Genomic DNA, 14,564 nt, shown 5'->3' with positions numbered 1-14,564 from the left:
TATTATTGTCGAGCTCCTGTATTTTCGGTAGCTCGTGCTCATAGTACTATCAGAAATGGGATATCAAGTCACATAAAAAACAGTGATTTTGTTGAGTAAATGTTGCCCTATTTTGGTGCGTAAATGAACCAAGATAGGGCGATGTGACTAGTGTGTGGTTCCCGCAGCAATCTGCAGATCAGTATCATGGGTCAGAGCAGAGGAAATCATCACTTTGAGCGCATCGACAACCTGAGGAGCACTCATACTGGGTGCACCGATTTGGTGCGTAGCTTGTTCGGGTAAGTAAGGGATATGAATGAAGCCACCACGACAATTGAGCTGAAGCTCATTGATATAGTGAAGTAATCCGTACATAACATGGTTACACACATAAGTGCCGGCGGTATTTGAAATACTGGCCGGGATCTGTGCCTGTCTGAGATCGTTGAGCATGTGTTTTACCGGGAGTGCAGCAAAGTAAGCCGCGGGGCCTCCTGCTAATACCGGTGTATCTATCGGCTGAGCACCGGCATTGTCCGGAATACGTGCATCGTTAATATTGATGGCCACACGTTCAATGGAAATGTCCGCGCGGCCTCCTGCCTGACCCACGCACAGAACCAATTCAGGGGCATATTTATCAATGGCTCTGTTCAGTTGTGTTAAGGCATGGTCAAACTCGCAAGGGAGCTCTTTAGTACGAATTGTATGCCCTGCAATATGACAGCCGTCGAGCTGATGTACAGCTTGCCAGGAGGGGTTAATCGATTCGCCGCCGAAGGGTTCGAAGCCCGTCAATAATACGGTTTTATGCGTTCCTTTAGTCATTGAAGATGACTCCATACATGAGCAAGATGTTAATGATTAACAGCGACAAAGCTGTCGGAATTTGAACTTTGATAACCTGATATTTGTCTTTTAGATCTAACAACGCTGCCGGGACGATATTGAAATTGGCGGCCATTGGCGTCATCAGAGTGCCGCAATAACCTGAATACATACCGATGGCAACTAACGGGGCCGGGCTTGCACCGTGACCCTGAATTAAAAATGGCACGGCAATGCCCGCTGTCATGACGGGAAATGCGGCAAATGCATTACCCATGACCATAGTAAACAGGGCCATACCAACACAATAAATAACCACCAGCATAAAGCGGTTGTCGGGAGAGACAAATAACGTGACCAGATCCTGAATGGCTGTGCCGGTACTGGCGACGATGAACACCCCACCCAGCATCGCGAGCATTTGAGGCAGAATTGCGGCCCAGCCAATTGAATCGACCAGGCGTCTTGATTCTCCCAGTGCCTGAAATGGGCTACCTCCAGTGAACTTCCAGCTGACTAACAATGCGATTGCACAGGCCAGCGTGAGTGCTGCAAGGGTCACATGACTCTGATCAAATACAAACAACCCCGCCACCTGGATATCTTTCAGCAGGATAGTACACACCACAGTAACGATAGGGATAAGCACTGCGGGGATAAACAGCTTATTGCCGATCCGCCGGGCACTGGCAGTTTGCACTTCATCACTGGGTACATCGTAGCTGCCCATAGAGACTTTGCCCATTCCGGCCAATATTGCGATGGTGATGACAAAGCTTCCTACCCAGCGATAGGTCAGACTCTCTCCCAAATAGGCGACAGATAAATCACCAAACAGAAATACGCCACCAAATAACCCCCAAAACAAGGCGGTAGTTAGTCGTTTTGGGTGGTGTTTATCTTGCAGTGTTTTGACCACCAAAAATAACACCACAAAGCCGATTAGCAGATATATATTTTCAATCGACAGGATAGCAGGCTGCACACTGGCAGAAGAAGTCATTGTGCTCATGCCAATTCCTCCCGGGCAACTGAATTGCTTGTACTGGAGCCGTTTTGCTCGGCATGTAAGGCTATTTGCGTTCGTATCTTGGCTTCCAATCTGGCCAGTCGAAACAGGTGAACAATTAATGCCGCAATGGCCGTCGGAATGGCCCATAAACCAATGTGAAGCGGCTCAATACCGGTAATGCCATTTTCTCTTAAAAAGGCATCCATCAACAACACGGCCCCAAAGGCGATGAAAATATCTTCACCAAAGAAGACGGCAATATTGTCACACGCTGCGGCATGCGCACTGATCATATCCCGGACTGGTTTGGGTAAGTCCCCATGCATGTTACTTGCTGCACCAAGCGCCATGGGCGCTAATAAAGGACGTACTGTTTGAGGCTGGCCTGCAAGGTTGATGAGGCCCAGTGCTGCACTACATTCGCGCACAACAAAGTAGACGCTGAGGATCCGCGCTGTGGTGGCACCTTTGATGCTGGCAATCCAGCTTTTGGCATGCTGCTGCAAACCATATCGCTCCAAAATCGCAATCACAGGTAAGAGTAATAAAAAACTCGCTAGCTGGCGGGAGTTAAGAAATTTTTCTCCAAAGGTTTCCAGCAAAGTCAGGTAATCTAAATCGACTGCCCATCCGGTCACTAGCCCGGCACAGGTCACGACCAGCAGGGGGTTAAAACGAAAGGCAAATCCGAGGATCACCACTAGAATCCCCGAGAGGGGTAAAAAGTTAAGTTCGCTCACGAAATACTCCTGTCGCGATGTGTCAGCGCGATGCGCAGTTGGTTGAGATGATATTGTTGTTGTTGTGTCTCTTGATATGCCTGGGCCGGGGTGACGAGCGTGAAGCTAATGCTATCTCCGGCACTTAATTGAGCAAAGTGTCTCAGATCCGCCGCAATTATCTGAGCGACCATTGGGTAACCGCCTGTGGTTTGACAATCGTTCAGTAGCACAATAGGGGCGCCGTTTGGCGGCAGCTGAACGGTACCAGGCAACACCGCCTGACTGTTGATAGAAACCTGATGAGTGACTAACTCAGAGCCCGAAAGTCGCATACCCATTCTATTGCTATCTGGCGATACCTGCCATTGCTGAGTGCACAATAGCTGCTGTGTTGTAAGGGATAACCGTTCGCAGTGTGGGCCTGGCAAAACGCGTATTTGCTTATGGTAGGGAGGCTGAAGCGCGCCAGCACTGCTTTTTGCTGCGCAGCTTTCATAGTGCAGCTGATCGCCGGCAGCTAATGCTGAACCATCAAGGCCACCAAATCCTGCCTGGACATCGGTCGAGTGCGAGCCCAGCACGGTTTTTAGGCTAAACCCACCTTCAACACTCAAATAGGCACGCAGTGCCTCGGAGCTCGAAGCGAAGCTCAGGATCTGACCTGGCTTGCTAAAATAGCGCCAGCCGGGTGTCAGTGGTGTATCGTCAAGGCGCGCATTCAGGTCACCTCCGGTTAGCGCAAAATTGGTGGCTGTCGTAAATTTTAGCTGGGCGAGTCCGACTGTGATCTCAAGTACCGCGGTATTTGGCGCATTGTCCAGTAACAGGTTGGCAATCTGCAGTGCCATGGGATCCATCACACCACTTTGAGAGACCCCCAGATGACGATGCCCATGTCGTCCGAGATCCTGGATACACATTTGCACGCCGGGCTTAATGACTTCTAGCATAGGCCCTCCTTCTGTGGCACAAATTTGACGTTATCACCTGGCTGAAACAAGCTGGGGGACTGCGCATTGGCTTCGAATAAGCGGGTCGTGCTGTTACCCAGAAGCCGCCAGCCGCCGGGAGAGGCGCTGGGGTAAATCGCACTTAAATCTTCAGCGATGGCGACGGAGCCGGCCGGCACATGTGTTCTGGGTGAGCTGAGACGGGCAACCTGCAGCTGCCCGGGTACACTACCCAGATAGGCAAAACCAGGTAAAAAGCCCAGAAATTTGACCTGATAAGTCGGTGAGCTATGCAGTTCGACGATGTCTTGTCGTGATAAGTTTAGCTGTTCGGCCAGCGGTGCCAGATCTGGGCCAGCTTCCCCTCCATATATAACCGGGATTTTGTGTGTGGTGGGTTGAAAGTCTTCTGCACTGAGTGCTTGCCACAGAGTGAGTAATGCTTCTTGCCATTTGGCGCACTGTGTGTGGTCTTGCAAAACCAAGGTAAGAGAAGTCTTTCCAACTACAATATCTGTGTACCGGGCTTGTTTTTGCAGGTGACGATGCAGGGCAAACAAGCGATTCTGTTGTTCGTTGTCCAGTCGGGCGCAGTTAAGGTCGAGTACAACAGCTTGCTCGCCGAGCAGGTAAGTCTGTTCTTGTGTCATGGTTTCTTATTTTCATTTTATTGTCTTCACATGTGGCGGCCCGTCAGTGTCGGTTCACTCAGAGGGACATCCGGGCAAAGCATAGCAAGCTTATTGTTGGCTGTCTTGCCAAACCTGTCCAGCGTTGTCAGTCTGAGAGCTGACCACGGCTAAAAAAAAGCCATGCAAGGGTTGCATGGCTCTCTTCGGTTGGGATTGAGTTAGTTGCTTAACAACCATTCACTCAACAGGCGTACACCAAACCCGGTGCCACCCGGAGATACTTCACCTTTACCTTTGGTAGTCAGTGCGTTTCCGGCAATATCAATATGTAACCAGCGCGTGTCACCGGCAAAGTGCTGCAGGAATGAGGCCGCGGTGGTTGCACCCGGGCCGCCAGAACCAATATTGGCAAGGTCGGCGATATCGGATTTCAACATATCTTTGTAGCCCAGCGGTAATCGCCATAGCGGCTCATTTACGGCTTTGCCTGCAACCGTAAATTCTGTGACTAACTGGTCGTCATCTGAGAACACGGCAGCGTAGCGGTTACCGACAGCACGGATTTTTGAGCCTGTCAGCGTCGCCAGGTCAATCATGACCTCCGGTTTGTAGTAGGTGCGGGCATACCACATAGCATCACTCAATACCAAGCGGCCTTCCGCATCGGTGTTGAGGATTTCCACACTCAGACCTTCTGCTGTGCGTAGCACGTCACCAGGTGCATATGAGTTTTCAGAGACCATGTTCGCGGCCATACCCATCACGGCAACCACGTTCACATCCGCTTTAGCCAGTGCCATGGCTTTCACTGTACCTAGCACTGCAGCAGCGCCAGCCATATCCGACTTCATGCGGGCGATAGATTTACCTGTTTTGATGCTGTAGCCACCTGAATCAAATGTGATCCCTTTACCAACTAATGCGACAGGCGTGTCATTGTTCCCTTTATAGTGTGCAACAATAAGACGCGAACCTTGCTTACTTCCGCGACCAACTGCTTCAAGGGCATTCATTCCCAGAGATTTTATTTCTTCAGGCTCCAGAACTTTGATTTCTACACCGTATTGCTCAAGTTGCTTTGCGGCATTAACAAAGTCAACTGGTGTCATTTCAGTCGGGACTTCTGAGGTCAGATCACGCGCCAGAAACACACCTTGCTCGATATAGCTTAAAGTGGTGTACTCGGCCTGGGTCTGACGCTGGTCATCGACACTCAGGCTATAGGTCATGCTGTGTGTGTTTGGTTCTTTTTTGTATAGCTCGAAAGTGTGGTCGCGCAGATTTGCGCCATGTGCATATTGTGCAGCAAGTGCATGGTTACTTAGCTGACCATTAATGCCTTTGAATGCCACACTGACGGTGCCGGCTTCTTTTTTCTCAAGTTTGGCATGCAGGTTTCCACCAAGCTTGGCCATTTTGGCGCTATCCAGCTCATCGCGCTCACCAAGACCAACGACAAGAATGCGCTTGTGTTTGGAGTCCACAGGCGCCAATACTTCTACAACCTTACCGTAGTCACCTGTAAATTTGTCTGTTTCAAGTGCTTTGGTAAGCTGTTTACGGGTATCTCTGTCAAGAAATTTAAATGCATTGCTTTGCTCGCTGTCCTGAAACACAACCAGCGCATCGGTTTTTTCGTTCAGTTTATTGGTGAATTGGATGTCCGCGGCCAAAGCCGATGCTGAGCCGAAAAGTGCGACGCTGAGTGCGCAAAGACGAGTAGATAATGACATTGATTAAACCCTCAATAACTAATTTGGGTTTTGTTTTACCTTAAACGATCAGATTAATTAATTAAATGTCGTTGAATGACACAGAATCCTAGTTAAAGTGCGGGCTGGTAGGTTTTTTCCCTGATAGTGAAAGTGCAGTCAGGGTTTCGCGGTCTCAGTAAACAACAGATATTTATTTAAAGGATACCGGAGTGAATAAACGATTAATTCTGGGATTGACGCTGATGAGTGCCGCTTGTCTGGTGAACGCTGATGAAGTCACTGTCAATAGCACAACGCCTGAACAAGCCAGTTCACATATCAAAACCCTGGTGTTGGGGTCAGGGTGTTTTTGGGGAGCAGAAAAACGCTATGAGGCTTTGCCCGGCGTGATAGATGCTGAATCCGGCTACGCTGATGGCCGTGGATTTAAAGCAACTTACAAGGCTATTACGGCACCCAGCAGGCGTTTTGATCCTAACAATTACGCTGAAGTAGTGCGGGTCACTTACAATGCCAGTCGACTCTCGACCGCATCATTGCTGAAAGCTTATTTTGAAAGTCATGACCCGACTCAGAAAAACCGTCAGGGCAACGACATTGGTACACAGTATCGCTCGATTATACTGTATACCGATGAAGCGCAAAAAGAACAGGCTATTTCGTTAACTGGGCAGTATCAGGCATTGTTGACGAAAGCGGGTTATGGCCAAATCCAGACCGAACTTAAACCGCTCGCAGCTTTCGTTCGGGCAGAAGAATATCATCAGAATTATCTGGTAAAAAATCCCAATGGGTATTGCCCGGATCACAGTACGGGTGTCACTTTTCTCGATGTAGCAGAGCAGCAAGTTGATAATGAGGCTTTGTTATCGGGCAAGCACGTGGTTGTGATTGATGCCCCTTACTGCCCGTATTGTGACAAGTTTAAGCAACAAGTCGTGAACGACTATCAAGGCAGTATTCCTTTACATTATCGCCGTGCCAGTCAGTTGCAGGGGCTAAGTATCATGTCTGCGACCTGGGCGACACCTACTATCTTATTTCTTGAAAATGGTAAAGAAGTTGCTGGGTTTCAGGGCTATATGAACCGTAAGGAATTCTATCAGGCGCTAGGGGCATTTAAACTGGGTGACAGTGATGCTTTTAAAACCGCGTTTGAGCAGGGCACAGACAGACCGTTTTGTAAGCAATACGACTTGTTCAAGAAAACAGGGGATGGGGTCTTTGTCGATAAACTCAGCGGGCAAGCCTTATTTGATACGAAAGACAGGTTTAATTCGGGCACTGGCTGGTTATCATTTAAGCACCCGGTCGCAGACAGTGTCACTTATCATGAGGACAATAGCCATGGTATGCAACGCGTTGAGATCCGGTCCAGTTCTTCCGGAATCCATCTGGGTCATGTGTTTGCTAAGGAAGGACCCGGCGGAAGCGATCGCTACTGCATCAATGCGACCGTATTAGAGTTTAAATCAAGACAAGATTATCAGGCAAATCACGCTTCAACTGACTGAGTAACTTGGTCTGAGCTAAAGGACTAGCACCCGATAGCCTGAGACAGCGGGCAATTGTTGATAGACTCTTCCCAGCAAAAGCGGTTTTCGGTAGGTGCACAGTTATTGAAATAGCTCTTTGGACGACCTCCTGCCACCTCTGGTGTCGCCTGCATTGCCAGTGCTTTGTCTGTACTGAGTCTTTTGATGCTTTTTTTGTTTAAATTGAGTTTCATTTTGATATTCCTTTTAAAAAATGCGTGGTGTTCATTTATTGAACAGTATTCACGTTAGTACAGTTGTAACAATATTGTAAAATTGTTTTTATGTATCTTTGTAAATAATTGTGTCACAAAAAAGGCATGTGATGAGGAGGTACGGTACAACGATTTATTACTATACTGAAGAAATCTGTATTTTGGCTTCGGTCTTACTATGCGTCGTTTGCTTTATGTTTTGATTCTGGCATGGTCGTTGTCGCTGAGGGCCGCGCAGCCCGTGCAGATCCTCTACAATGACTGGACCAGCCAACAGGTTCTGTCCCATATTGTGGCAGATATTTTTGTAGAGTTGGGTTATCAGACTGAGTTTATCGAAGCCAAAACAGATGGCCAATGGTTCTTGCTCAAAGCCGGTATGGCAGACGTACAGGTTGAAGTGTGGGAAGGCACCATGGCGGATAAATATGCGCAGCTGATGCAAAGCCAGGTCATAGTCGACCTGGGGGATTATGCGCTTAAAACCCGTGAGGATTGGTGGTATCCACTGTATGTCAAGCAACATTGTCCCGGGCTTCCCCATTGGGAGGCACTGATCCTGTGTGCGGAGGTATTTGCCCGTCCCGGTTCTCAGGGTAAAGGAGTGTATATTGCAGGGCCATGGGAAAAGCCAGACAGAGCCAGGATCAGGGCACTGAAGCTGCCATTTGTTGTGGAACAAGTCGACAGCGGTGAGGCCTTATGGAAAAAGCTGGCCATTGCACACAAAATTAAACAGCCCATTCTCATGTTTAACTGGACGCCTAACTGGGTGGGTGCCGTGTATCCCGGTGAGTTTGTCGAGTTTCCCGATTTTGACGAGCGATGTGAAACTGAGCCGGGTTGGGGCGTGAACCCCAAGTTTTTGTTTGACTGCGGCAACCCCAAATCTGGCTGGCTAAAAAAAGTGGCCAGCACGTTATTTGTTGAACAACACCCTTGCCTGGCTGAGGGGTTGCGTCAGTTCAATATGACCGGCGCAACGCTTGAGCAGCTTGCTGCTATGGTAAATCTGGAGAATTTCACCCCAAGCTTGGTTGCCAAGCACTGGCTGGAAAACAATCAGGCACAATGGCGCAAATGGTTTGCCAGCTGCCGTTAACCTACGATGTTGAATAAAAAGCACAACATTACAGGTATTCGTCTAAACTTATAAAACCTGTCGGATTATAAGTCAGGATGACGCTGGAGGTGCCATGAGCATCAAGTTAAAACTCATTGTAAGCGTCTCAGCTCTGGTATCTGTTGCACTCATTATATTGTCCATTAGCGTGGGTATCATCACGCAAAAAGATGTAGCCAGCACACTAACTATGCAGATCCAACACCGGTTAGTTGGACTTAGGGACGCAAAAAAAGAACAGCTAACGGCGTATTTTGATTTTATCAATGCTCAGTTACTGACTTTGGCCCAAAGTGAGGCAACCCGTGATGCTGCAGTACGTTTCACCAGTGCCTTCAAGCAAATAGGGGAAACCCCAAATGAACGAGCGCTTGAACGCTATTATCGCGAAGAGTTCGGGCAGATATTTGAACGAAGAAATGGTACTTCGACCAATACTCGGAGCCTGTTGGCGGCATTGGACGCCCCAGCCAGATACTGGCAGGACAAATATATTGCACAAAATAAGCACCCTTTGGGCAGCAAGAATGCCCTGAGCAGCTTGCATGATGGCAGTGAGTATGACAATGCGCATCGTCTTCACCACGCCTTTTTTAATGCTTTTTTAGCTCAGTTTGGTTACTACGATATTTTTATTGTGGATGCACAAAGCGGCCATGTGGTTTATTCCGTATTTAAGGAGCTGGATTACGCAACATCTTTGCTGCGTGGTCCATACGCACAAAGCGGACTTGGCTCTGTTTTCAGAGCTGCCAGAACATTGCCAGAGGGGGAAGTGACCTTTGCTGATTTTGAACCTTACTCACCGTCTTAGAATGCGGCTGCGTCGTTTATCGCAACACCTATTGTCAGAGAAAATAAAACCTTGGCCGTATTGGTTTTTCAAATGCCAATCGACCGGCTTAATGACATCCTCACTTACCAGCAGAATTGGCGGGCTAGAGGACTGGGAGAATCGGGTGAAACCTATCTGGTAGGAAGTGACTTTAAAATGCGTAGCATGAGCCGTTTTTTACTGGAAGATAAAGCGAGTTATTTACAGGTATTGGAACAAGCCAGGGTCGACCCGACAGTCATCGCCGCGATAGACAGGTTCGATACTTCTGTCGGATTACAGACGGTTCGAACGCAGGCAGTAGAAGCGGCATTGTCTGGACAATCCGGATTTGCCATTATTCAGGACTATCGCAATGTAGCGGTGGCATCAGCCTATACATATGTTGAAATTAACGGCAAAACCTGGGCATTAATGAGCGAGCTGGACCAATCCGAAGCTTTTGCGGATGTCGCCGGAATTACTAAGCAGATCACAACCATAGCCATAGTTATTACGGTCGTGTTGATCATTATTGCATTGATTATTGCATGGGCGATGGGCAATGTTATAGCTACGCCAATACAAAAAATGAGTCGTTTCATTAATCAGGTTGCGACTTCTTTGGACTTAACCCTAAGATTTGACGAATCAGATAATCAGGATGAACTGGGTCAGGTAGAGCGTGCGTTAAATTCCATGTTTGAAACCTTTTCAGATACTCTAAATCAAGTTAATGCCAATGCAGAAACATTGTCCAATCAAATGGCACAACTTCAATCAAACTTCACTGAGTTGATAAACAAGAGCGATAATCAAACGGATCTAACTGTACACATAGCAGCAGCGATGGAACAAATGGCCGCAACCTCTGAGGATGTGGCTAAAAATGCGCAATATACCAGCGAGGCCAGCCATGATGCGGTTAGTGCGTCGCAGCAAGGTAAGAGTAATGTAGACAAGAACATGCAGTCGTCCCGAAGTTTGGAGCAGGCGATGGAGCTGACTATGCAGCAGATGTCTAGTTTACAGGAACAGTCAAATAACATTAGTCAGGTACTTGAGGTAATTCAGACAATTGCAGAGCAAACTAATTTGCTGGCCCTGAATGCCGCAATAGAAGCAGCCCGGGCGGGTGAGCAGGGGAGGGGGTTTTCTGTCGTGGCGGATGAGGTTCGATCTCTGGCACAGCGTACACAGCAATCGACTGAGGAAATTAATCGTATGATACAGAGTCTTCAAAGTGGCGCAGCGAGTGCGATGTCAGCAATTCATGAGGCACACGCGTTAACGGAAAATAATTTGTCATCGACGGATTGTACGCGTGACTCTTTGCAGCAGATTAACGACCAAATTTGTAAAATTGAGGCGTTCAATGAGCAAATGGCCACGGCTGCCACTGAGCAAAGCGCAGTGGCTAAAGACGTCACCCTGCAAATATCAGACATCACAACTTTGGCGCAGGCAAACTGTGCCATCCTCACTGAAGTCAATGCCATGGCAAGTGCTGCCGATGAGGATGCGTTATTACTTAAGCAGCAGATCAGCAAATTCCATTTGGAATAAAGGTTATTAAGCAGATCTCCGCACAATCAGCTTTGGCGGTAACAGGGTATCTGTGACGGTTTCTCCTTTAATTAAAGAGAGCAGGTTATTGACCAGCATCTGACCGGCCAGCGTTGTATTCTGTTGTACGGTTGTCAGGGCCGGTGAGATAAAGCTGGCGGCAGCGATATTATCGAAGCCAATAACGGCAACATCATCGGGTACTTCTTTGCCTGCCTCTTTGAGTGCTTTGAGCGCCCCAATTGCTATGAGATCGCTGGCTGCAAATAACGCGTCAAATTGAATATTGTTAGCCAATAAAGAGCGAGTTGCATGATAACCTGACTCCTCTGTTGAAATCGCATTGGCGATTTGGCGCTCTGATAATATGCAGTCATTGGCTATCAGCGTATCTCTGAACCCTTTAAAGCGCGCGAAAAATTCAGGGCTGTGTTCGGATGCGTCACCGACAAAAGCATACTGAGTGCGATTTTGCCGCAACAGATGTTCCGCTGCCAGTTTACCGCCACCATAGTTATCACAGCTGACCGTCAAATCCTCACGCCCATCGACTGTCGCTCCCCAGCAAACAAATTTGGTATCCTGAGTGAGCAATTGCTGAAGGCGAGACTGGTAGTCCATGTAGTCACCATATCCAAGCAGAATGATACCGTCCGCACGGTGACTATCTTCATAGTCAGCCCGCCAATCCTGACTGGTGGACTGAAAGGATACCAGCAGATCATAGCCTTGTTTTGCACAGGCACGGGTAATGCTGCCCAGCATATTAAGAAAAAACGGGTTGATCTGTGATTCGTCCCCGGTTGGGTCTTCAAACAGCAACAGGGCCAGTGTGCTGCTTTGCTGAGTGCGCAGGTTACTGGCATTTTTGTCGACTTTATAGTTAAGCTCCTTTGCGACTTCCCAGACACGGCGACGTGTTTCTTCATTGACCAGCGGGCTGTTTCTCAGCGCACGCGAGACAGTAGACTGAGAAACACCCGCAAAATGGGCGATATCAAAAGAGGTGGCTTTACCTTTTGGTTTCATAGTGCATTGGTTCTGAGTGATAACCTGATTATTGTCAGCAAATGAATAAAATTTGCAAGCTTAATATCTGTGTTACTGTTTTGGTAACATATTTGGCGGGTGGTTTTGTCACACTGATATGTACGACAAATAGAATTGGCGTGAAAACACGCAGTTGGCATACGCAGCACCGATCTGAACAAAATTTTTATTGCCTCCATCTGACACCGGTGTCATAATGTCACTGTTTTATCATTTTGTTGTCAAAACGTATTTAGCTGTCCTTTCGGGGACAGCCTTTTTTTCAGCTGAACGTGCAAAGTTATCTAGCTGAATCTTGGCATCATCACCCAAGCCAGTTACCTTGGAAGTTGTGCACTCAGTGCACCCAGATAAAAGAGAAAAACAACATGAGCCAGACAACACCTCATAGCTCGAATGACACAGGACAGGCCTTTGAGCCAATTGTCGTCGCGGATATTGGCGGTACCAATGCCCGCTTTGCCGTCGTAACCCATTACGATTCGAGCACCAATCAGTTTGTTATTAGCCATCAGTCTACATATCCCAGCGCCGAATTTCCCTCTTTTGAAACTGCCATTAGCCGTTACCTCAACGAACTCCCAATAGCCAAACCAACACGCGCGTGTTTAGCCGTTGCGGGTCCGGTTAAGGCCCAGCAGGTTTATCTGACGAATCTCGGTTGGCAGTTTAACAGTCAGGATATTAAACAGCAGTTCGGTTTTAATGAATTGGCCGTGATCAATGACTTTGCCGCGTTTGCTTACGCTGCGCCTTATTTGGACCCAAAACAAAATATAGAAATTAAATCGGGTCAGGCACAGGCTGGCGCCAATATCGCGGTTATGGGACCAGGCACAGGCTTTGGTGCCGCCTGTCTGGCCAGAGACATTAATGGTAGTGCTGTGATGAGTTGTGAGGCTGGTCACATCAGCCTTGCTGCAGTAACCGAATTAGACCAACAATTGTTGGCAGCTCTGAAACAGGAGATTGCACATGTCTCTGTTGAAGAGGTGTTTTCAGGGCGTGGATTGGCACACTTGTATCAAGCCATGGCCAAAGTGAAAGGCCATACAGCAGAAAGGTTGAGTGCTGCACAGATCAGCGAGCGCGCATCTGAGTGTGAGATCTGCGATGCGACGTTGAATCATTTTTGTGATTGGATTGGCAGCGTCGCTGGCGATCTGTCCTTAACGTTTGGTGCGCTTGGAGGCGTATTTATTGGTGGCGGGATATTGCCGCGAATGGCAGAGCGACTCAAATCAAGTGAGTTTGTTGAGCGTTTTGTAACTAAAGGGCCTATGAGTCAGTACGCAGGCCAGATCCCAGTCACCTTAGTTGTGCAGGAAAATATTCCTTTGATTGGTGCCGCAGCGTGTTTACATGAGCGTGCGGGCACCAGATAGTCAGGATAAGTGTAATGAAGAAAGTGACCATTAACAGTGTCGCACAGTATGCGGGAGTCTCGAAAAAGACCGTTTCTCGAGTATTGAATAATGAACCCAATGTCAGCCCGGCAACCCGTGAGAAAGTACTTAAGGTGTTTAAAGAGCTGGACTACCGGCCAAATCCGATAGCTCGGGGATTGGCACGTAATAAGAGCTTCATTATTGGCTGTCTGTATGATAACCCGAGTAAAAGTTATATTACTCGAGTACAAAGCGGTGCGTTAGAAGCGTGTCATAAACACAATTACAACTTGTTGATCCACCCATGTGAACTCAGGGGGGAGGCGTTAATTGATAACATAGATCAATTGCTGACGACGTCTCGTCTGGACGGGTTGGTCCTGACGCCGCCATTTTCTGATTCAAAGGAATTGATAGAGTTTCTTAAGCAGAAGCAAGTCAATTATGCGCTAGTGGCCTCAGCGATCCAGGATGATGACTCTATCTCTGTGTGTAGTAATGACGAGCAGGGCGCGTATGAACTCACCGAACACCTTATTGCGCTTGGGCACACAGACATTGCATTTATCAAAGGACACCCGGATCACAGTGCCACTGAAAACCGATTTAACGGCTATAAGCGGGCGCTCGAACAGCACAAAATTCCTTTGCAAGAACGGCTTGTGGCTGAGGGTAACTTCAGTTACCACTCGGGCGCAGACAGCGCTAAGGCGATACTCGATCTGATGCCACGTCCCTCAGCGGTGTTTGCCTCGAACGACTACATGGCAGCGGCTGTTCTTAAGCTGGCAACCCAACGGGCGTTGCGAGTGCCGGAGGATTTGTCTATTGCTGGGTTCGATAATGCACCTATTGCCAGACATATCTGGCCGGGTTTGACGACCATTGCACAGCCTGTTGAAGAGATGACCCGACAGGCGGTTGAGCAACTGATACTGCAGATTTCTGAACCGCAGGAAGAGGTTTATCATCGAGTGCTGGAAGCGCGTTTAATCACCCGCGAGTCGACTGCCCAAAACCACTAAATCCCAT

14 protein-coding genes are annotated in these 14,564 nt (G+C 48.2%); 6 read left to right on the top strand and 8 right to left on the bottom strand.

The annotated features are described in order from the left end of the window. Positions 1 to 147: 147 nt before the first annotated feature. From pcp to PRUB_RS08495, 6 genes are all read right to left on the bottom strand, one after another. On the bottom strand, positions 148 to 810 hold the full coding sequence (pcp, locus tag PRUB_RS08520; RefSeq protein ID WP_010385376.1) for a pyroglutamyl-peptidase I: 663 nt from the start codon (positions 808 to 810) through the stop codon (positions 148 to 150). Continuing rightward, a complete protein-coding gene (locus PRUB_RS08515; protein ID WP_010385375.1) occupies positions 803 to 1,822 on the bottom strand; it encodes a DUF979 domain-containing protein in 1,020 nt (339 codons plus the stop codon). The genes pcp and PRUB_RS08515 overlap by 8 nt, the downstream gene beginning before the upstream one ends. Then, positions 1,819 to 2,562, bottom strand: coding sequence for a DUF969 domain-containing protein (locus PRUB_RS08510; RefSeq protein ID WP_010385374.1), 744 nt, complete (start codon positions 2,560 to 2,562; stop codon positions 1,819 to 1,821). Before PRUB_RS08510 ends, PRUB_RS08515 begins: the two co-directional genes overlap by 4 nt. Beyond that, positions 2,559 to 3,494: a 5-oxoprolinase subunit C family protein gene (locus PRUB_RS08505; RefSeq protein WP_010385373.1), complete on the bottom strand. Its 936-nt coding sequence runs from the start codon at positions 3,492 to 3,494 to the stop codon at positions 2,559 to 2,561. Before PRUB_RS08505 ends, PRUB_RS08510 begins: the two co-directional genes overlap by 4 nt. Then, a complete protein-coding gene (pxpB, locus tag PRUB_RS08500) occupies positions 3,488 to 4,144 on the bottom strand; it encodes a 5-oxoprolinase subunit PxpB (RefSeq protein ID WP_010385371.1) in 657 nt (218 codons plus the stop codon). The genes PRUB_RS08505 and pxpB overlap by 7 nt, the downstream gene beginning before the upstream one ends. A gap of 200 nt (positions 4,145 to 4,344) precedes the next feature. Continuing rightward, on the bottom strand, positions 4,345 to 5,859 hold the full coding sequence (locus PRUB_RS08495; protein ID WP_010385370.1) for a leucyl aminopeptidase: 1,515 nt from the start codon (positions 5,857 to 5,859) through the stop codon (positions 4,345 to 4,347). A 224-nt stretch (positions 5,860 to 6,083) separates the two neighbouring features. Here PRUB_RS08495 and msrA point away from each other — a divergent pair, with 224 nt between their 5' ends. After that, entirely contained in the window at positions 6,084 to 7,355 is a 1,272-nt protein-coding gene (gene msrA / locus PRUB_RS08490) for a peptide-methionine (S)-S-oxide reductase MsrA (protein ID WP_081694339.1), read from the top strand. 23 nt (positions 7,356 to 7,378) lie between these two features. On the opposite strand, the gene PRUB_RS08485 is transcribed toward msrA, so the two are convergent. Continuing rightward, the gene (locus PRUB_RS08485) at positions 7,379 to 7,570 is read right to left on the bottom strand and encodes a hypothetical protein (RefSeq protein WP_010385368.1); all 192 of its coding nucleotides are present in this window, start codon (positions 7,568 to 7,570) and stop codon (positions 7,379 to 7,381) included. Between the two features lie 199 nt (positions 7,571 to 7,769). Here PRUB_RS08485 and PRUB_RS08480 point away from each other — a divergent pair, with 199 nt between their 5' ends. The 3 genes from PRUB_RS08480 to PRUB_RS08470 all read left to right on the top strand — a co-directional run bounded on the left by PRUB_RS08480 (position 7,770) and on the right by PRUB_RS08470 (position 11,094). After that, on the top strand, positions 7,770 to 8,693 hold the full coding sequence (locus PRUB_RS08480; protein ID WP_010385367.1) for an ABC transporter substrate-binding protein: 924 nt from the start codon (positions 7,770 to 7,772) through the stop codon (positions 8,691 to 8,693). Between the two features lie 94 nt (positions 8,694 to 8,787). Beyond that, positions 8,788 to 9,528: an MCP four helix bundle domain-containing protein gene (locus tag PRUB_RS08475; protein ID WP_052026441.1), complete on the top strand. Its 741-nt coding sequence runs from the start codon at positions 8,788 to 8,790 to the stop codon at positions 9,526 to 9,528. 72 nt (positions 9,529 to 9,600) lie between these two features. Beyond that, the gene (locus PRUB_RS08470) at positions 9,601 to 11,094 is read left to right on the top strand and encodes a methyl-accepting chemotaxis protein (RefSeq protein ID WP_081694337.1); all 1,494 of its coding nucleotides are present in this window, start codon (positions 9,601 to 9,603) and stop codon (positions 11,092 to 11,094) included. Positions 11,095 to 11,100: 6 nt separating this feature from the next. Here PRUB_RS08470 and PRUB_RS08465 read toward each other — a convergent pair whose 3' ends face one another. Further along, complete coding sequence (locus PRUB_RS08465) at positions 11,101 to 12,123, bottom strand: LacI family DNA-binding transcriptional regulator (protein WP_010385366.1); 1,023 nt, start codon at positions 12,121 to 12,123, stop codon at positions 11,101 to 11,103. 389 nt (positions 12,124 to 12,512) lie between these two features. On the opposite strand from PRUB_RS08465, the gene glk reads away from it, so the two are divergent. Continuing rightward, complete coding sequence (gene glk, locus PRUB_RS08460; RefSeq protein WP_010385364.1) at positions 12,513 to 13,529, top strand: glucokinase; 1,017 nt, start codon at positions 12,513 to 12,515, stop codon at positions 13,527 to 13,529. Between the two features lie 14 nt (positions 13,530 to 13,543). Next, positions 13,544 to 14,557, top strand: coding sequence for a LacI family DNA-binding transcriptional regulator (locus PRUB_RS08455; protein ID WP_010385363.1), 1,014 nt, complete (start codon positions 13,544 to 13,546; stop codon positions 14,555 to 14,557). Positions 14,558 to 14,564 lie beyond the last annotated feature (7 nt).

Origin of the sequence: Pseudoalteromonas rubra (genome assembly GCF_000238295.3) — a bacterium.
GTDB classification, from domain to species: Bacteria; Pseudomonadota; Gammaproteobacteria; order Enterobacterales; family Alteromonadaceae; genus Pseudoalteromonas; species Pseudoalteromonas rubra.
This window is presented reverse-complemented; position numbering and strand designations above follow the sequence as displayed.

Coding starts and splice junctions, on each gene's coding strand:
- pcp (WP_010385376.1), bottom strand. CDS start 810: ATGACTAAAGGAACGCATAAAACCGTATTATTGACGGGCTTCGAACCC.
- PRUB_RS08515 (WP_010385375.1), bottom strand. CDS start 1,822: ATGAGCACAATGACTTCTTCTGCCAGTGTGCAGCCTGCTATCCTGTCG.
- PRUB_RS08505 (WP_010385373.1), bottom strand. CDS start 3,494: ATGCTAGAAGTCATTAAGCCCGGCGTGCAAATGTGTATCCAGGATCTC.
- pxpB (WP_010385371.1), bottom strand. CDS start 4,144: ATGACACAAGAACAGACTTACCTGCTCGGCGAGCAAGCTGTTGTACTC.
- PRUB_RS08495 (WP_010385370.1), bottom strand. CDS start 5,859: ATGTCATTATCTACTCGTCTTTGCGCACTCAGCGTCGCACTTTTCGGC.
- msrA (WP_081694339.1), top strand. CDS start 6,084: ATGAGTGCCGCTTGTCTGGTGAACGCTGATGAAGTCACTGTCAATAGC.
- PRUB_RS08485 (WP_010385368.1), bottom strand. CDS start 7,570: ATGAAACTCAATTTAAACAAAAAAAGCATCAAAAGACTCAGTACAGAC.
- PRUB_RS08480 (WP_010385367.1), top strand. CDS start 7,770: ATGCGTCGTTTGCTTTATGTTTTGATTCTGGCATGGTCGTTGTCGCTG.
- PRUB_RS08475 (WP_052026441.1), top strand. CDS start 8,788: ATGAGCATCAAGTTAAAACTCATTGTAAGCGTCTCAGCTCTGGTATCT.
- PRUB_RS08470 (WP_081694337.1), top strand. CDS start 9,601: ATGCCAATCGACCGGCTTAATGACATCCTCACTTACCAGCAGAATTGG.
- PRUB_RS08465 (WP_010385366.1), bottom strand. CDS start 12,123: ATGAAACCAAAAGGTAAAGCCACCTCTTTTGATATCGCCCATTTTGCG.
- glk (WP_010385364.1), top strand. CDS start 12,513: ATGAGCCAGACAACACCTCATAGCTCGAATGACACAGGACAGGCCTTT.
- PRUB_RS08455 (WP_010385363.1), top strand. CDS start 13,544: ATGAAGAAAGTGACCATTAACAGTGTCGCACAGTATGCGGGAGTCTCG.